This window comes from Polynucleobacter sp. MWH-CaK5 (genome assembly GCF_018687615.1).
Taxonomy (GTDB): domain Bacteria; phylum Pseudomonadota; class Gammaproteobacteria; order Burkholderiales; family Burkholderiaceae; genus Polynucleobacter.
Map to the genome: position 1 here is coordinate 1,298,231 of NZ_CP061299.1, position 19,825 is coordinate 1,318,055.

General features: G+C 42.7%; 19 protein-coding genes and 1 tRNA gene. 10 read left to right on the forward strand and 10 right to left on the reverse strand.

Annotation, left to right across the window (positions count from 1 at the left end):
- Window positions 1–56 precede the first annotated feature (56 nt).
- The 4 genes from GQ367_RS08680 to GQ367_RS06570 all read left to right on the forward strand — a co-directional run bounded on the left by GQ367_RS08680 (window position 57) and on the right by GQ367_RS06570 (window position 3,529).
- The gene (locus GQ367_RS08680) at window positions 57–263 is read left to right on the forward strand and encodes an AlpA family transcriptional regulator (protein ID WP_215290097.1); all 207 of its coding nucleotides are present in this window, start codon (window positions 57–59) and stop codon (window positions 261–263) included.
- Window positions 260–2,560 carry a phage/plasmid primase, P4 family gene (locus GQ367_RS06560; RefSeq protein WP_215290099.1) on the forward strand — a complete coding sequence of 767 codons (2,301 nt, stop codon included), beginning with the start codon at window positions 260–262 and terminating at the stop codon, window positions 2,558–2,560. The genes GQ367_RS08680 and GQ367_RS06560 overlap by 4 nt, the downstream gene beginning before the upstream one ends.
- Window positions 2,561–2,732: 172 nt before the next feature.
- Window positions 2,733–3,035: a hypothetical protein gene (locus GQ367_RS06565; protein ID WP_215290101.1), complete on the forward strand. Its 303-nt coding sequence runs from the start codon at window positions 2,733–2,735 to the stop codon at window positions 3,033–3,035.
- Window positions 3,036–3,250: 215 nt separating this feature from the next.
- The gene (locus tag GQ367_RS06570; RefSeq protein ID WP_215290103.1) at window positions 3,251–3,529 is read left to right on the forward strand and encodes a hypothetical protein; all 279 of its coding nucleotides are present in this window, start codon (window positions 3,251–3,253) and stop codon (window positions 3,527–3,529) included.
- 314 nt (window positions 3,530–3,843) lie between these two features.
- Here GQ367_RS06570 and GQ367_RS06575 read toward each other — a convergent pair whose 3' ends face one another.
- From GQ367_RS06575 to GQ367_RS06605, 7 genes are all read right to left on the reverse strand, one after another.
- A complete protein-coding gene (locus tag GQ367_RS06575; protein ID WP_089515298.1) occupies window positions 3,844–4,215 on the reverse strand; it encodes a hypothetical protein in 372 nt (123 codons plus the stop codon).
- A 2-nt stretch (window positions 4,216–4,217) separates the two neighbouring features.
- Complete coding sequence (locus tag GQ367_RS06580; protein WP_215290105.1) at window positions 4,218–7,340, reverse strand: efflux RND transporter permease subunit; 3,123 nt, start codon at window positions 7,338–7,340, stop codon at window positions 4,218–4,220.
- A 9-nt stretch (window positions 7,341–7,349) separates the two neighbouring features.
- Window positions 7,350–8,384 (reverse strand): HlyD family secretion protein, encoded by a 1,035-nt coding sequence (locus GQ367_RS06585; RefSeq protein WP_215290106.1) that lies wholly within the window; start codon window positions 8,382–8,384, stop codon window positions 7,350–7,352.
- A complete protein-coding gene (locus GQ367_RS06590; protein ID WP_215290108.1) occupies window positions 8,381–8,953 on the reverse strand; it encodes a hypothetical protein in 573 nt (190 codons plus the stop codon). The genes GQ367_RS06585 and GQ367_RS06590 overlap by 4 nt, the downstream gene beginning before the upstream one ends.
- A gap of 10 nt (window positions 8,954–8,963) precedes the next feature.
- Window positions 8,964–10,247: a TolC family protein gene (locus GQ367_RS06595; RefSeq protein WP_215290110.1), complete on the reverse strand. Its 1,284-nt coding sequence runs from the start codon at window positions 10,245–10,247 to the stop codon at window positions 8,964–8,966.
- 69 nt (window positions 10,248–10,316) lie between these two features.
- A complete protein-coding gene (locus tag GQ367_RS06600) occupies window positions 10,317–10,622 on the reverse strand; it encodes a hypothetical protein (protein WP_215290112.1) in 306 nt (101 codons plus the stop codon).
- A gap of 389 nt (window positions 10,623–11,011) precedes the next feature.
- Window positions 11,012–11,101, reverse strand: a tRNA-Ser gene (locus GQ367_RS06605).
- An 84-nt stretch (window positions 11,102–11,185) separates the two neighbouring features.
- Between GQ367_RS06605 and pgi the strand changes: the two genes are divergently transcribed.
- Window positions 11,186–12,643, forward strand: a complete 1,458-nt coding sequence (gene pgi, locus GQ367_RS06610; RefSeq protein WP_215290113.1) for a glucose-6-phosphate isomerase — start codon at window positions 11,186–11,188, stop codon at window positions 12,641–12,643.
- Between the two features lie 29 nt (window positions 12,644–12,672).
- Entirely contained in the window at window positions 12,673–14,088 is a 1,416-nt protein-coding gene (locus tag GQ367_RS06615) for a phosphomannomutase/phosphoglucomutase (RefSeq protein ID WP_215290115.1), read from the forward strand.
- An 81-nt stretch (window positions 14,089–14,169) separates the two neighbouring features.
- On the opposite strand, the gene panD is transcribed toward GQ367_RS06615, so the two are convergent.
- Window positions 14,170–14,538 (reverse strand): aspartate 1-decarboxylase, encoded by a 369-nt coding sequence (panD, locus tag GQ367_RS06620; protein ID WP_215290117.1) that lies wholly within the window; start codon window positions 14,536–14,538, stop codon window positions 14,170–14,172.
- A gap of 96 nt (window positions 14,539–14,634) precedes the next feature.
- Between panD and GQ367_RS06625 the strand changes: the two genes are divergently transcribed.
- Both GQ367_RS06625 and GQ367_RS06630 read left to right on the forward strand, forming a co-directional pair.
- Window positions 14,635–14,982 carry a polymer-forming cytoskeletal protein gene (locus GQ367_RS06625; RefSeq protein WP_215290119.1) on the forward strand — a complete coding sequence of 116 codons (348 nt, stop codon included), beginning with the start codon at window positions 14,635–14,637 and terminating at the stop codon, window positions 14,980–14,982.
- 20 nt (window positions 14,983–15,002) lie between these two features.
- Entirely contained in the window at window positions 15,003–15,428 is a 426-nt protein-coding gene (locus GQ367_RS06630; RefSeq protein WP_215290121.1) for a polymer-forming cytoskeletal protein, read from the forward strand.
- A 111-nt stretch (window positions 15,429–15,539) separates the two neighbouring features.
- Here GQ367_RS06630 and GQ367_RS06635 read toward each other — a convergent pair whose 3' ends face one another.
- The gene (locus GQ367_RS06635; RefSeq protein ID WP_215290123.1) at window positions 15,540–15,968 is read right to left on the reverse strand and encodes a polymer-forming cytoskeletal protein; all 429 of its coding nucleotides are present in this window, start codon (window positions 15,966–15,968) and stop codon (window positions 15,540–15,542) included.
- A gap of 114 nt (window positions 15,969–16,082) precedes the next feature.
- On the opposite strand from GQ367_RS06635, the gene nadA reads away from it, so the two are divergent.
- Together nadA and nadC are read left to right on the forward strand one after the other, a co-directional pair.
- Window positions 16,083–17,195, forward strand: coding sequence for a quinolinate synthase NadA (gene nadA / locus GQ367_RS06640; protein ID WP_215290125.1), 1,113 nt, complete (start codon window positions 16,083–16,085; stop codon window positions 17,193–17,195).
- Window positions 17,196–17,253: 58 nt separating this feature from the next.
- Window positions 17,254–18,111 carry a carboxylating nicotinate-nucleotide diphosphorylase gene (gene nadC, locus GQ367_RS06645; protein WP_215290128.1) on the forward strand — a complete coding sequence of 286 codons (858 nt, stop codon included), beginning with the start codon at window positions 17,254–17,256 and terminating at the stop codon, window positions 18,109–18,111.
- A 44-nt stretch (window positions 18,112–18,155) separates the two neighbouring features.
- Here nadC and nadB read toward each other — a convergent pair whose 3' ends face one another.
- Window positions 18,156–19,772, reverse strand: coding sequence for an L-aspartate oxidase (nadB, locus tag GQ367_RS06650; protein WP_215290129.1), 1,617 nt, complete (start codon window positions 19,770–19,772; stop codon window positions 18,156–18,158).
- Window positions 19,773–19,825 lie beyond the last annotated feature (53 nt).

Sequence of the window (19,825 nt, forward strand, 5' to 3'; positions counted from 1 at the left end):
TATAACCGCATAAGTAAATAACCTTCTCCTACCCAACTAAAAAGGAGAAGGTGGAAATGAAATCAAGTATCAAACTACTACGTATTAGCGACGTAGCGAATAAAACAACCCTCGCTAAAAGCACACTTTGGAGCAAGATATCCAAGGGGCAATTTCCAAAACCAATAAAGATTTCTCCAGCGATTAGCGTTTGGAAAGAATCTGATGTGGATGATTGGATCGAAAGTTTTTACAGTCAAACCGTTGTAAAGGAGGCTGTATGAAATTAGATCAAATGCCACAAGAGCTTCGAGCGATTAAAAATTGGGTTCTAGTGAAGTTGGCACCAAGAAATGATGGCAATTATGACAAGGTCCCGGTAGGTATTCGTAAGGGTCAAACTTATGAATTAGCGTGGGGTAATCCTTCAAACCGCTCATCCTTTGAAACGGTTAAGGCACTACTACAAAAGGAGTTGGCACTAGGCTCCTCTGAGCGACGTTTCCATGGTATAGGCTTCGTTCTAAACGATACCGATTACATGTGCGTCGACCTAGATAAGGCGTTCATCGGCGACTCTTTAAAGCCCTTTGCCAAGGATATTCTCGCTAGCCTTCATGGCTTTGTTGAAAAGTCAGTTAGCCATACTGGCTTACACATATTCATCAAAAAACATGGCTGGGATATTGGCACCAAAAGGGGCAAGTTTGCTGACGGCTCCGGAATTGATGTCCTTTGCAGTGGAACTTTTGTCATGGTTACAGGGGATACCATTGATGATGCTAGCTACACTATTAGCGAAACTCAAGACTTTTCCGAGCTGCATAAGTGGCGAAAACTACTAAATGGCTCAGAAAACGCCAACACCTTCACAAACCAAGAGATTACTTTTGATCACAATATCCCCGTGGCCGGTTGGTGTGTGGAACGAATTAGAAAAGAGCTATTACCCAGATTAGAGGATTTTGCTGATCGGGATAACTGGCGAGACGTCTGCTTTGCTCTGCATCACCAAACACAAGGTAGCCCCGAAGGGCTGAAACTATTTCATGAATATAGCGAGCGCATTCCAGAGATGTATAACCCAGATGAGGTTGAGGCACTGTGGAAAAGCACCAAGCTAAACCCTAATCGCCTAAATAAGACATTTCGATGGCTTTTACATTTGGTGAGGCAAGAAATCATTCAAAATCAAAATCACATCATGGGTGATTTAGATAACGCTCGATATTTCAAAGCCATGTTTGAGGGCGAGTTTCTCTTTTGCCACTCCAATCGAAAATGGTTACGATTTAATGGCATGCGTTGGGAATGGTGTCAAAAAGATGAGCAGATGGGTGCCGCAAAGTTAGTGGCCGAGCAGATTATGGAAAAAGCTGGTGAGTTGTTTAAGCTAGATCCAAGGGGAGCTATATCTAGGGCATGGCAGTCGCATGCCAAAACTATCCGCAACAATGGCCGAATTATTGCCATGCTTGATCTTGCTGCCAGTGAGCCAGGGATGAGTATTAGTTCTATTAGTGAGCTAGATAACCAGCCAATGCTTTTAGGTGTTGAAAATGGTGTTCTTGATCTAAAAAACATGAAGCTTCTGCCAGCTGACCCTAAGTTGCTCATTAGCAGACAAGCTCGCGCTGACTATAACCGTGCGGCTACATGCCCTCTTTGGCTCAAGTTCCTTGATGAGATCTTCTTGGGTGACCAAGATGTCGTTAGGTATATCCAAAAAGCCCTGGGCTACTCGTTAACAGGGGATGTATCTGAGGAATTGCTGCACTTTTGCTACGGACACGGTAAAAATGGCAAATCAGTTATGGCCAACGTCATCGTGAAAATCATGGGTGACTATGTTCAAACGGCCAACTTTGATTTGTTAGCCATGAAAGACTCAACTGCAAGTAATGATGTTGCCAGATTGGTTGGAGCACGCTTGGTGATGGCTAATGAAACACGGGAAAACCAACGTCTTGACGACCAAAAACTTAAAGCCTTGGTATCTACTGAAAAGCTCACTGCCCGCTTTATGTATGCCGAATATTTTGAGTTCTGGCCACAATTCAAGATATGGCTCAGAGGCAATTACAAGCCGATTATTACCGATAGCAGTAACGGTGCATGGCGGCGCATGAGATTGGTTCCCTTTGAATATCATGTCCCCGAGGAAAAAACTGACTTCAAAATTGAAGAAAAACTATTAGCTGAAAAGGAAGGGATTTTGGCTTGGATGGTTGATGGCTGCCACCTTTGGCAACAGGAACGATTGGTAGCACCTAAGCGTATAGCCGATGCTAGTCGTATTTACCAAGAAGAGTCAGACATGTTGGGTGAATTTTTGGAAGATTGTTGCGAGGTAGGGGCAGACAAGACTGAGAGCCAAAAAGCAGTATATGGCTCATACAAACTATGGACTTTAAAAAATGGTACGCACGCAGTTACACAAAAGTCATTTACCCGTCAATTAGGCAGCCGTGGGGTCGATACAAAGCGAGTAAAGGAGCAAGGTGATACCAAACGGTATTACGTTGGTCTAACCCTCACTGAAGCAGCCCAAGGCCGCTGGAAGCAGCATGACTTTGAATAACCAATAACTTTGGCGGTGACGATAGTGACGATTTAATACCTAATTCCCAAAAGTCTTCCAAATGCTTTTCTCATAAGGAACTTTTAGGAAACGACTCTTATTTCGACACCATCGACACCATCGACACCATCGACACCAACAAATCTAAATTAAATGAATAGGAATCAAAATAATGAAAGCAACAAAAAACCAGCTACTTAAAGAAATTAAACAACTAGAACGTAAATACGAATCCTTCGTCTGGTATGCAAGAAAGTCACCGACCGATATAGAAACTATTGAGGGTGTTCGACTAGAAGCTAATCGCCTAGAGAGGGAATATCCTGACGAGATACTTTCTCTATGTTCACCAGCAACAGGAAATTGGACTCATGGGTTCAACAGCGGAATGTTGGCAGCAACTAGATTGGTAATAGATGCTTTAGATAATGGTATTGAAGAGGCCTACGAATTTTTCCCGGACTTAAATACCTAGTATGGCTAAGCGCGCGAGGGAGTGAGCTTGACCTTCAAGGTCATTTTCACCCCTCTGTCTCAATTGTTAACAATCAAGCACATAGCAAACCCAACGATGTTCTCAAAAGTTAATTGGGTATGTTTGTCGATTTTCAAAAATAAAAAATTGCCAGAAAACACATCAACAAATAATGGTCAAAAACTGGCGAAAATTCATAAAAAAGGCACATAAAAATGCAACAAAAACGAACTAAAAAACGTAACCGACTCACAACCAACGCCGAAATTGCTGAGCTTGCTTATGCAATGCATATCGCAGCTAATCGGCTAAGGCTAACAATCTCGGAGGTCAATATTCCTGCTGCTTATCGAATCCAGATAGCAAGGCATGTTCATTGGTTAATTAACCAAGCAAAGTCTCTGGCAAAGGAAATGACTGGAAACAACTTAGATGCGTTTAACACTAAAGAGTCGACGGAGAAAATTTGTGAGCAGCTTGGTGTATTTGACTAAAGTCCAGTGAGCTTGCTTCCCTTGGTACCATCCAGGGGAGGTAGGCCCCAAAGAGAAAAATTGGGGGTCGCTTAAATAGAGAGGCGGGGGTCTACCCTACCCCCAAACCTTATACTTTTTCATGTCGGTAGGCTTCTGATTTAGTTAATTGGTAACTTCTTTGGTAACAACTAAATTATTCCGCATAGAACGCAAGCCTCTATTAGGTGTATGGCGGACGCTATCTCCGAACATAATTAACAATCATGCCCTTAGGCACAAACTTGCTGTAAAAGTTTTAAGCTCATACAGCAAGTTTATTTGCAAATATAAACTCAATCGAATGCGTATCTAACTGAAAATACCTTTTCCTTAATTCTCACCACAACTATTGCTTTTGTGCCAGCAACCACTCCAAGATCACCTGAATATTGAAAATAATCTGATGCATTTTTCAACTCATACTCTTTGCTAGCTCCGCTTTTTAATAAGGTAACCTTAGCAGTCCCACCTTTTATATCTAACGGCTTGCCATGATCCCGCAAAAAGACCTTCATATCTTCTTTTTTTAAGACAAATTCGATGTCTATATCTTTTGTAGTAGTTACTTTGCCGCCTTGCATAGGATTGACATCGTGATTCTTAGACGCAAAGGCTGCAGATGACACGCACAAAAACAAACCCATTAACAATTTAATTAATTTCATGATTAGTAAACCTCTCCTTTATTTAAATTTAACTTCAACTTATCCACTTCACTTCTTCCGTACAACCAAAATATCGCAGGGGTCAAAAAAGTATCCAACAATGTTGAACTTATTAATCCCGAGAAAATAACAACCGCAACGGGATGTAAAACCTCTGTGCCTGGACGCTCTGCCTCAAATAACAATGGCGCAAGAGCAAAAGCCGTTACAAGAGCTGTCATTAAAACTGGAGATAAGCGCTCGAGGGAACCTCTTACTATCATTTCTTTTGTGAAGCCCTCGCCTTCAGATCTCATTAAATTCAAATAGTGGCTAATTTTTAGAATTCCATTTCTTACCGAAACGCCTGCAAGGGTAATAAACCCGATTAAAGCCGCAATCGACAAGGGTTGTCCTGATAACCATAATCCAACCACCCCACCAATCAAAGCCAGAGGGATATTAAACATGATCATTAGCGATAGCTTTGTAGATTGGTATTTACTAAAAAGAACTACAAACATCATCAATAGCGAGCCAATAGATAACAGTGCAATCAAACGTGATGCTTTCTCTTGAGCAATAAACTGGCCCCCAATCGTAACAAAGTATCCCGTTGGCAAATTCATATCGTTTATAGAAGATCTAATATCTTCAACAACAGATGAAAGAGGTCTTCCAGAGGCATTGGCAGAGATAACGATACGGCGCTTTCCATCATCACGGCTTATTTGATTAGGCCCGTCACTATCCTCAATTGTGGCTACTCTTGATAAAGGAATTTTTCCGTTCGGTGTATCAATCAATATACCTGCTAAACCATCAACGCTTCGTGAAGATTCTGGCAACTTCATGACCAGGGCAAATCTTCTATTACCCTCAACAACTTGTGAAATATTTTCACCCTCGATCAAGGACTGTAATGATTTCATTAATTGAGCTGTTGAAACCCCGTACTGCGAAGCCAAATTGTAATTAATGTTAACTTTGAATTGAGGTGCTAGAACTTGCTTTTCAATTTCTAAATCAGCAAGACCTTCTACTCCAGCAATCTTGTCCCTCAACGTGTTTGCTTGGCTCCTTAAAACATCCAAGTCATCCCCAAAGATCTTTATAGCTATTTGAGAGCGAACACCAGACAACATGTGATCAATTCGGTGTGAAATTGGTTGCCCTATCGCAATAGCTGCCGGAATATTGACTAACCGACTTCTGATATCGTTTTGAATGTCAACCATTGATCTGGTTAACTCTTTTGAAGGCTTTATTCCAACATCAAGCTCACTGACATGAACTCCCTCTGCATGCTCATCAAGCTCAGCGCGCCCACTTCTACGTCCAACATATGTAACTTCAGGAACCTGGCTAACTAAAAGTTCGGATTGTTGAGCAATCAATGATGATTCAGTCAAAGATGCACCAGGGTTTAATCTCATACCTATTAATAAGGTACCTTCATTAAACGGAGGAAGAAACGAAGTTGGCATTAATCCAATCCCGACAATTGAAAGAAAGACAGCTACTAGCGATAATTTAATTGCTTTTTTAGGAGCATCTAAAAACCTATTTAGGTGAAACTCGTATTTGGTCTTTAGCCACTGAAGAACTTTTGTGTCACCATGACCTAAATTTTTCATTGCTGGCAACAAGTAATAACTCATCACAGGTGTTACGGACACGGAAACGATCAATGAGGCTAAAGTTGAAACAATGAATGCAATTCCCAAGGGAGTAAAGAGCTTCCCCTCAATACCAGATAATGCAAATAATGGAATAAAGACTAAAATAATGATTCCCGTTGCATAGATGATTCCTGTCCGTACCTCAAGAGATGCCAGTCGAACCACATCTATCAGTTTCAACCTTTCAGATTCAGGCTTTTCAGAGTTCAACCTTAAACGTCGAATAATGTTTTCAACGTCAACTACCGCATCATCTACAAGCCCACCAATAGCAATGGCTAAACCACCCAATGTCATAGTATTAATTGACAATCCAAAATACTTAAAGACCAAAGCAGTTATTAATATTGAGATCGGTATTGCTGTTAACGATATAAGAACGGGTCTAAAAGTTCCAAGAAAGAAATAAAGAATTACGGCAACAAAAAATGAAGCTCCAATTAATTTGACCTCTAGGGTATTAATTGATGACTCAATAAATGTCGCTTGGCGAAAAGTGATTCGAGGCTCATCCATCCCAGTAGGTAGGCTAGCTTTTAGCTCAAATAATGCAGATTCAATATTTTTAGTTAAGGTGACTGTATCTGCAGATGGCTGCTTTTGAATACCCAAGATAACAGCAGGTTTACCCTTGTATCCAGCATCGCCCCTTTTTACTGCAGGAGCAAAAGTTACATCCGCTATCTGCCTAAGCAAGATTGATTGATTATTTTTTACAGCAACAGATAAATTCTTTAGGTCTTCTAAGCTTGTTGTTCTACCCAAATTTCGAATCAAGTATTCTTTATTATTTGATTCAATAAATCCACCTGAAGTATTAGATGAATGTCCATTTAGTGCATTTTCTAGCTGTCCCAATGAAATCCCCAGCTCAGCCATTGAACGAGTATTGGGCTGAACTTGAAATTGTCGAACTTGGCCGCCAATTGGAATAACCTGAGCTACACCAGGAATAGCCATAATTCTTGGCCTTAAAACCCAATCGGCATATTCCCTTACCTGCATTGAAGAAATTTTTTCTTCCTCGACAGGTATAGCTATCTGCATAATTTCACCCATGATTGAGCTAATTGGCCCCATACGCGGGACCAGCCCAGTAGGTAAAGCACTTTCCATCGATCCAAGACGCTCCCCGACAAGCTGCCTCGCCAAATATATATTGGTTGACCAGTCGAAAGTGATATAGATGAAAGATAATCCAGCACTTGAAACAGACCTAACTGATTCAACCCCCGGCAATCCATTCATCACCGTTTCTAATGGGTAAGTGATTAATTGCTCCACCTCCTCAGAGGCCATACCGCCAGCCTCAGTCATTACTGTGACCGTTGGCTTATTGAGGTCTGGAAAGACATCAACAGATGACTGTTTTAGGGTAAATGCGCCATAAACAACCATTATCAAACCAACTAGTAGAACAATAATTCTGTTTTTAAGGCTGAAATTTAATAACCAGGTAAACATGAGCAGCCTCTAGCGAATTTGATTAAGTAAGGTGGTTGATTTAGTCACTACTCGATCTTTATCCGAAACTCCAGAGATAACAACCAAGTGCTTTCCATCTAAAGGCTCATACAAGACAGGCTTTGGCTCAAATAATTCTGGTGATTTTTTTATCCAAACAATATTTTGATTTGAAGAATTTTTTACCAGAGCAGAAGCAGAAATTTTCCAGCCTTTTACTTGATTTTTTGTATTGACCAATACCCTTAGAGATTGCCCCACTGGCACCCCTGAAATTTCCTCGCTGCTAACCGAGAACATAATCGGCAATGCTTGCTCACGAAGAGCTTGACCACCACCAAGATATTCAAGTTGAATAGTCTTGTCATTAACAGTAACTGTTCCACCAGCTATGTCATTAACCAGTCCAGCGTCATAAGCAAGTGCTTCAATTAAAAGTTTCTTTGGATTAACAACTTCAAAAATTAATTGGCGAGCCTCTACAACTTGACCAGAAACAATACCCATTGTGGAGATTATTCCACTGACTGGGGCTCTTAATTCTTCATTCGCAATAGCAGCTTCAGCCTCCTCAATCATTTTCTTAGGCACAGTATCAGAAAGCTCACGAAGTCTTTTTAAACGACTCTCCGCTAAAGATCTTGAACCATTTGGTCCTGACTCTGGCGTTACATATGCAAGAATCTCGCCTTTCTTCACTTTTTGACCTGGTAAAGGAAATCCTTTAGGTCCGGGAGTTACTCGCCCAGCAACTATGGCTTGAACCTTGCCGCCATAATTGGGATCCATGATCACCTTACCTGCCAAGTCATAAGTTTTAGAAAAGCTTCCTGATTCTATTTGCTCAGTTTCAATAAAAAGCTGACGCTGGGCCTGTTTTGGCAAAAATACATCACCATTTACTTGCCTCTTAGGACCATCAAAATGCTCAACAGCTGCTGGTGAATCACCATGGTCATGTCCTGGACCAGCATAGGATGGAAAAGAAATTGAAATAAAAAACGATAAAAATCCGATGCGCGCGACTTGTGCTCCCTTTTTCATTTCCGCTCCTTAATGAAGTTAATTAGCTTTTTATAAGCAGTGATCAATCTTTGCTTTTCTCTAAAGCCGATAAAAAGCATTGCGATAAGAGTCATCGAGGATATTAGCCAAAGAGACCAATACCACCATCTAAAAATCTTTAAACCATCGTGATCTGTCGGGTCATATGTGGTGATCAAAATGTCATCAACATCCTTATCTTTTACAGATAAAGTTATAGATAGAGATTTTTTTCCTACCGGACTGGAAAGATTTCCTTGATATGTGTCATTCACAGCTTTAACCAATTTAATGGCTTGATCATCGACGTTAAGTGTTAATTCGGCTTCTGAAACTTTTCTGTTTGTCAGATAGTCGTCAATAAAAATGACAATATTCTTTCCATCAATGGTGCCGACAACCTCATATAACTCAGATTCCATATAAAATTTTGGTTTCTTAATGGTTGAGTGAACTGCGGTTTTTTCCTCCCCATGATCATGCCCTGGACCCGCATAAGCTAGTGATCCAACAGTAAAAAAGAGCAGTGATGAACAGAGTCGTATTAAGTTTTTAGTAATGATATTCATGATCAAGCCTTTACTCTGGTAGCAGGCCAAGCGCCTGCCTTAAATTTGAAACAGAAATGGCGTAATTGATTTTGGCAATCACCGCTTGTTTGTTAGCATCAACAGCTTCTAATTCAATTCTCAATCTAGTTGGCAAATCAGTCTCCCCATATCGAAATGATTTATCAAAAAATTGACGTGTTTCATTTGCAAGAGTTGATCTTTTATTGGCCGCATCAAGCTTTATCTGTGCTGATTTAACCAAGGTTACGTTTGACTCCACATTACTTAATGCAGACTCCCTTTCGTATGCAAGCTTAATTTCTGAGTCAACCATTTCAGCAGTTGCAGATGCCAATCGATCTGCATTTACAGCAGAAGATCCAAACGGGATTTTTATTCCGACAGTGATTGATTGTTGATATGGAGAACCATAAACCTCTCGACCTTTTGAGCTCAAAATTTGCAACTCAGGAGATGTGCGTGTTTTTGATTGAACCAATTCGACCGCTCTTTTCGCCACATCCAATTGATCAATAAGGGCTATAACAATTGGCAAACTAGCATCTAAACTGGAAAAGTTTTCCGGAACCTTGGGGAGTGGCTCCGTATTTTTTAAAACAATATCCAATTTAATTTTTTGAAACTTTTCGGTACCAAGTAGTGTTTTTATCCTTTGTTCAGCATTAATTAAATTAGCCGTTGCTTCCGCTAAATTTAACTCTGCAGTTGCCAATGCCCCATTTGCCTGATGCAAGTCTGCCCTGGCTAAATCCCCAGCTTTAAATCTTTTTTCCACATCAATTGCTAAAGTTTTTGTGTTTTCAAATCTACTATGAGCCAAATCATTCTCTAATTTGGTTTTTTGATAACTCCAATACGCATCTCTTACTTCAGCAGCAACTTTTAATTGACTTAAATAATATTGAGACATCAATTTTTTATATTCAGCGTTTGCCAAATTAACTGAGCTTGATCTCTCATTCCACAACCAAAGGGGAAACCCTAGGCCAATAACAGTTTCACTCATGCCTAAATTATTATTTGCTTTGTCCGTTTTTTGAGAAAATTCAATTGAAGCTGGACTTGCCAAAAAACTACTGGCAACTTTCTGCTTCGCGATTGCTGAATCAATCTTGTATTGAAAAGTTTTGGATTCTGGCTGGCGCTCCCAGGCAGAATTGTAGAATGCTTTTAGGTCAAAACGATTTAATCCACCCACATCTGCATAAGCAAACGCTGAGATTTGTGAAAAAAATAGACCGGCTATTAAATACGCGCAACTTCTAAATACGCTTGAGTACTCTCGCAACATAAAAACTCCATTTGATTATTCAAAATAGAGTTAGCGAGGCCTTAAAAGATAAGATTTACCCTCGCTAACTTAGGCGAGGGTTAACCAATTTGGTTTTTCAGGAGGGTCGAGTGAAATAGCTCTTAAGTAGCTAGAGCGATATTCTGGATAGATAAACTCAGGCACATTAATTACATAATCAGCTGTGTGCGATATTAAAAATGAATGCGCAAGATGGCAAACATTGCAGTCTGAGTCAGTTGATTTACTTAAGTTTGAAGCTTCCTTACTCTTGCTGTCATGATCATAGTGCGCAAGTTGAGTGCCAGTCACTGGTTCTTGATGACAGTAACTGGTAATTGCTGCAAACGATGTCTGAATTGACAACGCTAGCACGACTAGCGATATCGCAATGTTTCCCATAATGTAATTACAACACATTTCTAGTTTTTTTGTTCGAAGCATTCCCACATATCTAAAATGGCTTTAATTTCAGAAATCTTCACCTTTAAAGGCTCGGGTCTAAAAGCCTTATTAATCTCTGTTAAGAAATGTGTAACAGATTAGCACTTCTTTAAAGAGTTCAAATCTTTAAAAATCGGCTGAAAGTGGTTTTGATATTTTGATGGCCTGGGGCGGCATCGAACCACCGACACAAGGATTTTCAAACCTGGCAGCTTTTTTGTCGCGCCAGGAGTCCAAAAGCCATTCGCCCAGAAGTTTTGGTAACGATTTTGGTAAAAAGGGCTAGAGATCACCTCTAGCCCTTTTAATACCTATTGACTTGGCGGAAGCTGTGAGATTCGAACTCACGGAGGACTCGCATCCTCGGCAGTTTTCAAGACTGCTGCATTCAACCACTCTGCCAAGCTTCCAAAACAGCGGTGATTATAAGGTATCTGAAACCAAGCGCCATTTTTTTTCATTTTACGGGTTCCAAAACTTGTTAAAATTCATAAATGTCTAAATTAATTAGTGCTGTAGACCTTGCTCTGGATACCGCCTACCAACAAATCACTGATGCCGAATGGCAGCAATTGTTTGAGTTGGCAGCCAGCCGTGGTGTTTTTGAAAAACGCGATGCGATCTTCTCAGGTTCTGCAGTTAATCAATCAGAGGGCCGTTCTGCCCTTCATCCAGCCCTTAGAAATCTATCTGACCAGCCAATGATGGTGGATGGCGAAGATGTCATGCCCCAAGTCAAAGCAGTATGGCAAAGGATGGAAGGGTTTTGTAATCAGTTGATCGGCATCACCGATGTGATTTGCATCGGTATTGGCGGCTCAGATTGGGGTCCACGCTTGGTGTGCGACGCCCTGTATCAAGTCAATCCAAATATGGGTAAAGCGATTCGTTTGCATTTTGTGGCAAACGTCGACAGCGCTGAATTGGCCACCACCCTGGCAAAAGCTCAGCCACGGAGCACCAGAGTTCTGATCACATCCAAAACTTTCACCACCCTTGAGACCATGAGAAATGCTCAAACGGTCATCAATTGGTTGAAGCTGCATCAAGTCACCCCGTCACAACTCAAAAAGTGCTTGATTGGTATTACTGCTAATCCAGAAGCTGCTGAAGCTTTCGGCATTGCTCCAGAGAATATTTATCCATTTTGGGATTGGGTCGGTGGTCGCTTTTCAGTATGGTCAGCCGTTGGCTTTCCGATTGCCATCAAGTTTGGCTTTGCCACCTACAAACAATTTTTAGCTGGTGCTTTTGCAATGGACCAGCATTTTGTGAATGCTCCTGCAAAAGAAAACATGCCTCTGACTTTGGCATTGACTTTGATTCACAATCAACGCAAACATGGCATCACCGCTAAAGCGATTGTGCCGTACGCACACGCGCTTAGATTTTTACCCGAGTGGCTACAGCAATTAGAAATGGAAAGTCATGGCAAGAGCGTGACTGTCGATGGCAAATCATGTGACCCAACATCACCGGTGGTGTTCGGCAGTGCTGGCAGCAACTCTCAGCACAGCTATTTCCAGATGCTTCACCAAGGAACACAAATCATTCCAGTGGACTTCATCGCAATCAAACAAGCAATGAGCGATTTACCTGAAGCCAAAGAACATCATCAGTCTTTGATTGCCAATTGCTTGGCTCAAGCTCAAGCTTTGGCCAATGGGTCTGAAGAAGAGTTTGCTTATGACTCTTGCCCTGGTGGTCGCCCAAGCAACTTGATTTGGCTACCAAAACTCGATGCTTATTACTTAGGTGCTTTGTTAGCGCTCTATGAACATCGTGCACTTTGCTTAGGTGCCATTTGGGGTCTCAATAGCTTTGATCAACCAGGGGTTGAACTAGGTAAAAAATTAGCCAAACCGATTCAAGCTGCACTCAAAGGTGAAAATCCATCATTGGATGGTATTGATGAAATCACGGCTGCGCGCATCAAGTGGCTCAACTCTTAACACCCAACTCCTAACTCAGTAGAGAGCTCATGGAACTATCTCCTTCAATTTTTAAAGCCTATGACATTCGTGGTGTCATTGATAAAACTTTAGATCCAAGCGTTGCCAAACTAATTGGTCAATCGTTTGGTAGTGCCATGCGCGAGATTGGTGAAACAGTTTGCGTGGTGGGTCGTGATGGTCGCTTGTCTGGCCCAGCATTGATGGCAGGCCTCACAGAAGGTCTTTTATCTGTTGGTGTGGATGTGATTGATTTAGGTGTTGTGGCAACACCCATGGTTTACTTTGGCACCAACATCAAGATCAATGGTCAGCAAGCCAAGTCTGGAATCATGATCACAGGTAGTCACAATCCACCGGACTACAACGGCTTCAAAATGGTTTTAGGTAGTTCTGCCATTTATGGTGAACAAATACAGGCCTTGCGTGAGCGCATCATTGCCAAGCAGTTTGCAACCGGCTTGGGCAAGCGTTCTGAATACGATATCTTTCCTGAGTACTTAGCGCGCATTGTTGGCGATGTGAAACTCAAGAGAAAAATCAAGATTGCAGTTGATTGCGGCAATGGTGTTGGCGGCGCATTCGCTGGAAAACTATTCAGAGCGCTTGGTTGTGAGGTTGAAGAACTGTTTTGCGAAGTTGATGGCACTTTCCCAAATCATCACCCTGATCCAGCCCATTTGGAAAACCTACAAGATTTGATTAAAAATCTGAAAAACACCGATAACGAAATTGGTCTTGCCTTTGATGGTGATGCTGATCGTTTAGGGGTTGTGACAAAAAGTGGTGAAGTAATCTTCCCGGATCGTCAGATGATGTTATTTGCCAAAGATGTTCTTGGTCGCAATCCTGGCGCACAAATTATTTACGACGTGAAATGCACGCGCAACCTAGCCACTTACATCAAGCAAGCTGGTGGTGAACCATTGATGTGGAAAACAGGTCATTCACTCGTTAAAGCAAAACTAAAAGAAACGGGTGCGCCTCTTGCAGGTGAAATGAGTGGTCACATTTTCTTCAAAGACCGCTGGTATGGCTTTGATGATGGCCTTTACACAGGCGCTCGTCTTCTAGAGATTCTGAGTGGCGAAAAGGATCTCAATGCCACCTTAGAGGGACTGCCTAATGCGATCTGTACACCTGAGCTGCAAATGCCTTGCGCTGAAGGTGAGCCATTTGTCTTGCTCGATAAGATCAAGGAAAAAGTGGCTGAAGGCAAATCTATGGCCACCAACACATTGTTCCCAAGCTCTGAATCCATCAACACCATTGATGGCGTGAGAGTTGAATACGCAGATGGCTTTGGTTTGGCTCGTCCATCCAATACCACCCCGATCGTGGTGATGCGTTTTGAAGCGGATAGTCAGGTAGCCATTGAAAGAATCCAAGCGGAGTTCAAGCAAGTGTTCTTGGGCATCAAGTCAGATGTAAAGATGCCTTTTTAAACAGCTTTCACGGTTTCAATAAGTCAAAAGGCAGCCTCGGCTGCCTTTTTTATTACCAAACTACTTCTATCACCCCAATTATTAAATGGTGATCTTCTTAATTTCTTTGATTTTGTTCTTGTCATCAACCAAGATAACTTTCGGGATAAATGTTTTGGCATCTGCCTCAGACATTGGGCCATAAGTACAAATGATCAATAAATCACCCACATGAGCCTTGCGCGCGGCAGCGCCATTCAAAGAGATCGCACCAGAGCCACGAGCTGCTTTAATGATGTAAGTGGAGAAGCGCTCGCCATTATTGATGTTATAGAGCTCAATGCGCTCGAATTCACGCATATCAGACGCGTCCAATAGATCTTCATCGATACCGCATGAACCTTCGTACTCTAAATCGGCCTCAGTCACCGTTACACGGTGTAATTTGGCTCGCAACATCACTCTTTGCATAATTTTTCCTCCGGGTGCGGATTCTACCTTGTGGAATGGCTATTCGCTGTAAAATTTAGCAGGTATGATGATTAAATCAAATTTTTAGGGGTTTTTATGGCTGATAACAATCAAAACGGCTGCTTAACTGTTGGCGAAGGCGTTAAATTAACTGGCAATTTTGTAGTTCCTGATATTGCTTCTATTTCAGGAACCATCGAAGGCGAACTCACTGCTCGCGAAATTTTGGTTGGCAGCACGGGTGTTATCAAGGGCAAAGTAACGGCTGAAGTGGTGGATGTTCGTGGTGAAATCCACGACAACCTTACAGCCAATAAGTCATTATTCATTCGCTCAACTGGCAAGGTGATTGGCACGGTTCAATACACTGAAATTGAGATTGAAAAAGGTGGTGATTTACAAGGTAACCTTTTGAAATCCTCTAACGGCTATAGCGCTTCTTAAGCATTTTCAAGGATATGACTATGTTTGGTAGAAAAACAGAGAATGAAAATTCAGAATTGACATCAGAAGAATTTGAGTCAAATGAAGCTCTTGAAGAGAATGAAAATTTTGAAACCGCATCTCAAAATTCAAGCATAACTCTAAAACCATCCATCATCAGTGAAGGCTTTGAATTCACAGGTGACATGAAGTCTGGCGGAGCAATCACGGTGGATGGCACATTCAAGGGCAATCTGTCAGTTCAAACATTATTGATTGGCGCTGGTGGCTTTGTGGATGGCACTGTCACTGCTGATAGCATCAACGTCAAAGGCAAGCTAGCTGGCACAGTGAGCTGCCGTGACTTGGTGGTCGGTGGGCGTGCAACGGTTGATGGTGCACTAAGCTACTCAAGTATTACGATTCAACGAGGTGGCACAATCAAGGGCGATTTAAAGCGCAAGTGATTGGCACTTCAATAAGTAAAAAAGCTCACTGATGTGAGCTTTTTTTATTGGGGCCTTAGATCTGCGTTTTTCTAATTTTTTATATTTCAGCTTTTGTTTTTTATTTATTTCTTAACGACGCTCTTGCACCGCCCGAATAACGTCCGACGCTTGATTGGCTGATTTTTTATCAACCCCCTGAATCACCAAGCCAATCACACGAGCACCATGCTCAATGCCGATGGAGCCATAAGTCACATCGCCGCGCACTTGAGCAGTTTGATGAAACTCAACACGCTCAGTTGCATAGATATTGCCTTCTACCTTGCCAGCAATCATGACGCGATAAGCAAAGATATCGCCGATCACTTCGCCGTCTTCGCCGACAGCCACAGTCACTTTAGAATTTTCTTCACTTTCAATATTGCCAACCACTTTGCCATCGATGCGCAGGCTCTCACCAACGACCATGCGGCCATAGATTTCTGATGTTTTACCAATTAACGTATCAAAACGTTCATTGGTAGGAAGCAACAAGGATGTTTTGCGTTTGCCGAACATATTTATCTCCGTTATGTACTCATTCTAAATCTTTTTATACCCATCGGATCCATTTTGAGACCTTGAATCAGTCACTTTCAGGTTCGCTTCAGAAAATTGCCTTAATATTCATACATGAACAAAGAATTATTCGATTATCCAAAGCAAGACGGCTCTGGTGCAACCTGCATCGCGCAAGCATGGGCCAAAGTACCTAGAGCACTGCCTGGGGAAGAAAAAGCGCAAGTTATTCAAAAGATTAAGTCTGAACTCATCAAGCAAAACGCAGTGCTTGTGGCGCATTACTATGTTGACGGAGATATTCAAGACCTTGCCTGGGAGACTGGTGGCTTTGTTGCCGACTCATTAGAAATGGCTCGTTTTGGTAAAAACCACGCGGCAAAAAAATTGATTGTTGCGGGCGTTAAGTTCATGGGCGAAAGCGCCAAGATTTTGAGCCCAGAAAAAACAGTGTTGATGCCTGATTTAGATGCCACCTGCTCCCTTGATTTGGGTTGCCCAGCAGAAGACTTCAATCAGTTCTGCGATGCACATCCCGATCGTGAAGTGGTGGTTTATGCCAACACAAGTGCAGCCGTAAAAGCCAGGGCTGACTGGATGGTGACCAGCTCTTGCGCCCTAGCGATTGTTCATGAACTGCACAAGCAGGGCAAAAAGATATTGTGGGCCCCTGATCGCCACTTGGGTCGCTATATACAAGATCAAACCGGAGCTGATATGTTGCTTTGGGAAGGCCATTGCATCGTGCATGATGAGTTCAAAGCAATCGAGCTTGAAACCCTCATCAAGAAACATCCGGATGCCATGGTCTTGGTTCACCCAGAATCTCCAGCCCATGTGGTTGATTTAGCGGATGTGGTTGGATCCACTTCTGCGATGATCAAAGCAGTGGTTGAAGGCAGCGCCAAAGAATACATCGTTGCTACAGACAAAGGTATTCTGCATCGCATGCGTCAGTTGGCCCCTGAGAAAATCTTGATCGAAGCTCCTACCGCAGGCAACAGCGCCACTTGCAAGAGTTGCGCTCACTGCCCTTGGATGGCCATGAATGGTCTTGAGGGCATTCTGAGTTGCCTAACAAATCAGTCTGGTGAAATTTTGATTGATGAAAGCATTCGAGCTGATGCTCAAGTTTGTATTGAGAAAATGTTGTCTTTCACAACAAACCACCCCGAGTTGTTAGCAAAAGCCCAACATGGCTTTGTTAAAAATATCGGCGCAGCTTAATCACTTTTTTCTTATTTTCATTTAGTCTTTTTTGATTCATCTTTTTAAAGATATTTTTATGTTTGATCACAACGAATCACTCGAACAAGCTCGCGAACGCAATATCAATGATGCGCTCCTAGAAGATATTGGTACTGGTGATTGGACAGCGATGCTGGTTCCTGATTCTGGTGTCGTTCACGCCAACTTGGTTGTTCGTCAGGAAGCTGTTCTTTGTGGAAGAGCATGGTTTGAAGGATCTTTAAAAAAGCTTGATCGCGCGGCCACCATTACTTGGAAATATGCCGAGGGTGACTTGATGAAAGCCGACACCACTGTTTGCGAAATCACCGCCAAACCAAGAGCTCTTTTATCAGCAGAGCGCCCTGCCATTAATTTTTTACAGACCCTCTCTTGGACTGCTTCAATCACTAGAGAGCACGTGAAAGCCATCGAGGGTGCAAGTCCTAACAGCCATGGCTGTGCTGTTTTAGATACCAGAAAAACAATTCCTGGATTACGCCAAGCTCAAAAATATGCAGTGACTGTGGGTGGTGGCAAAAATCAACGTTTGGCTTTGTGGCACGGCATCTTGATCAAAGAAAATCACATCGCTGCAGCTGGTGGCATCAGCGCAGCCATGAAAGCAGCGCAAGCTCTGAACTCAGGCGTTGATATCCAAGTTGAAGTTGAAAATATGACAGAACTTCAAGAGGCATTATCAGCAGGAGCTAAAAGTATTTTGATTGATAACTTCAGCCTTGATCAAATGAGAGAAGCTGTGGCTTTTACCAAGGGCACCGCTTTATTGGAAGCATCGGGTGGCGTGAGCCTTGATCAATTGAAAGCGATCGCAGCAACGGGTGTAGATCGTATTTCTATTGGCAAATTGACCAAAGACGTCATCGCTGTCGACTTCTCTTTGAGAATTCAGTAGTTTTAGCTGGCACCAATCAGCTTATTGCTGGCACCAACCAAGGCTTATGACTGTCTATTGATGGGCGTGAGGATGGTTGGATAAGAAACAGTCCAGCTCTGTGGGTAATCACGGCTGTAATGCAAACCACGACTCTCTTTGCGCATCAATGCAGAGCGCACAATCAGTTCAGCGCAACTCAATAAGTTTCTTAATTCCAATAAATCTCGGGTTACTCTGAAGTTCGCGTAATACTCTTGCACTTCACTTTGAAGTAATTCAATGCGGTGCAACGCTCTTTCTAAGCGACGATTGGTTCTGACGATGCCCACGTAGTTCCACATCAAAAGACGCAGCTCATCCCAGTTGTGGGCAATGACCACTGTTTCATCAGCATCTTCTACTCGACTTTCATCCCAATCAGGAACTTCTGGCATTTTTTTAAGTGGATGTTCTTTGATTTCTGCTGCCGCTGACTTGCCAATCACCACACACTCTAATAAAGAATTACTCGCAAGACGATTAGCGCCATGCAGCCCTGTGTATGTTGCTTCTCCTACGGCATACAATCCCGGCAAATCAGTTCTACCTTCTAAGTCAGTGACAACACCACCACAGGTGTAATGCGCAGCAGGCACCACTGGAATAGCCTGCTTGGCAATATCAATGCCCAATGCAGCACAACGAGCGTAGATCGTTGGGAAATGCTCTTTCAAAAAGGCCTCGCCCAAGTGAGTGGCATCCAACAAAACATAATCCAAGCCCAAGCGCTTCATTTCAAAGTCAATCGCACGAGCCACAATGTCTCTTGGGGCAAGTTCAGCACGCTCATCATGATTTGGCATGAAGCGAGTGCCATCCGGAAGTTTTAATTGCGCACCCTCACCTCGCAAAGCTTCAGTGATCAAAAAGGTTCTGTCTTGTGGGTGATACAAGCATGTGGGATGGAACTGTACAAATTCCATATTGCCAACGCGACATCCTGCGCGCCAAGCCATGGCAATACCATCACCGGTCGCAGTTTCTGGATTGCTGGTGTAGCGATAAACCTTACCCACCCCACCAGTGGCCAAAACCACAGCAGATGCAGGGATGGCGTCAATTTTTCCAGTAGAGATATTGAGGGCATAAACACCATAACAGCGCTCAGATTTTTTTAATTGTTTGTCCTTGAGGTGTCGATTGGTGATCAAGTCCAAAGCCATCCAACGCTCTAATAATTGAATGTTTGGATGTGCTCGCGCCTTATCCAACAAGACCTCATGAATTGCTTTACCTGTGGCATCCGCAGCATGCGCAATGCGACGATGACTGTGACCACCCTCTCGGGTCAAATGAAGGCCTTTAGGGCCCTGTGGATCGGTTGTAAAAGGCACGCCCTGATCCACCAGCCAATCGATGGCGTCGGAGCTTCTTTCAGCAATATATCTAGCGGTAGATTCAACCACCAAACCAGCACCCGCTTCAACCGTGTCTCTCACATGGGCATCAACGCTGTCTTGCTGGTCTAAAACTCCAACGATGCCACCCTGGGCCCAAGCAGTGGCAGATTCTGATAAACCTCGCTTGGCCATGATGATCACTTGGCGAGACTCAGCCAACTCCAAGGCAACGGTTAAGCCTGCCAAACCAGCGCCAATGATGACGACTGGTAAAGAATCGGAGGCAGATGTTTTAGGCATGATCAATGGTAACTTGAATAATCAATGTGCGCTGATGAGATTTCTCATGAGTG

Excerpts from the sequence above, each read along its gene's own strand:
- GQ367_RS06615 (WP_215290115.1), top strand. The coding sequence starts at position 12,673 with ATGGAACTATCTCCTTCAATTTTTAAAGCCTATGACATTCGTGGTGTC.
- GQ367_RS06590 (WP_215290108.1), bottom strand. The coding sequence starts at position 8,953 with ATGAATATCATTACTAAAAACTTAATACGACTCTGTTCATCACTGCTC.
- GQ367_RS06595 (WP_215290110.1), bottom strand. The coding sequence starts at position 10,247 with ATGTTGCGAGAGTACTCAAGCGTATTTAGAAGTTGCGCGTATTTAATA.
- GQ367_RS06635 (WP_215290123.1), bottom strand. The coding sequence starts at position 15,968 with ATGTTCGGCAAACGCAAAACATCCTTGTTGCTTCCTACCAATGAACGT.
- GQ367_RS06580 (WP_215290105.1), bottom strand. The coding sequence starts at position 7,340 with ATGTTTACCTGGTTATTAAATTTCAGCCTTAAAAACAGAATTATTGTT.
- pgi (WP_215290113.1), top strand. The coding sequence starts at position 11,186 with ATGTCTAAATTAATTAGTGCTGTAGACCTTGCTCTGGATACCGCCTAC.
- GQ367_RS06565 (WP_215290101.1), top strand. The coding sequence starts at position 2,733 with ATGAAAGCAACAAAAAACCAGCTACTTAAAGAAATTAAACAACTAGAA.
- GQ367_RS08680 (WP_215290097.1), top strand. The coding sequence starts at position 57 with ATGAAATCAAGTATCAAACTACTACGTATTAGCGACGTAGCGAATAAA.
- GQ367_RS06625 (WP_215290119.1), top strand. The coding sequence starts at position 14,635 with ATGGCTGATAACAATCAAAACGGCTGCTTAACTGTTGGCGAAGGCGTT.
- GQ367_RS06585 (WP_215290106.1), bottom strand. The coding sequence starts at position 8,384 with ATGAAAAAGGGAGCACAAGTCGCGCGCATCGGATTTTTATCGTTTTTT.
- GQ367_RS06560 (WP_215290099.1), top strand. The coding sequence starts at position 260 with ATGAAATTAGATCAAATGCCACAAGAGCTTCGAGCGATTAAAAATTGG.
- nadC (WP_215290128.1), top strand. The coding sequence starts at position 17,254 with ATGTTTGATCACAACGAATCACTCGAACAAGCTCGCGAACGCAATATC.
- GQ367_RS06570 (WP_215290103.1), top strand. The coding sequence starts at position 3,251 with ATGCAACAAAAACGAACTAAAAAACGTAACCGACTCACAACCAACGCC.
- nadB (WP_215290129.1), bottom strand. The coding sequence starts at position 19,772 with ATGCCTAAAACATCTGCCTCCGATTCTTTACCAGTCGTCATCATTGGC.
- nadA (WP_215290125.1), top strand. The coding sequence starts at position 16,083 with ATGAACAAAGAATTATTCGATTATCCAAAGCAAGACGGCTCTGGTGCA.
- GQ367_RS06575 (WP_089515298.1), bottom strand. The coding sequence starts at position 4,215 with ATGAAATTAATTAAATTGTTAATGGGTTTGTTTTTGTGCGTGTCATCT.
- panD (WP_215290117.1), bottom strand. The coding sequence starts at position 14,538 with ATGCAAAGAGTGATGTTGCGAGCCAAATTACACCGTGTAACGGTGACT.
- GQ367_RS06630 (WP_215290121.1), top strand. The coding sequence starts at position 15,003 with ATGTTTGGTAGAAAAACAGAGAATGAAAATTCAGAATTGACATCAGAA.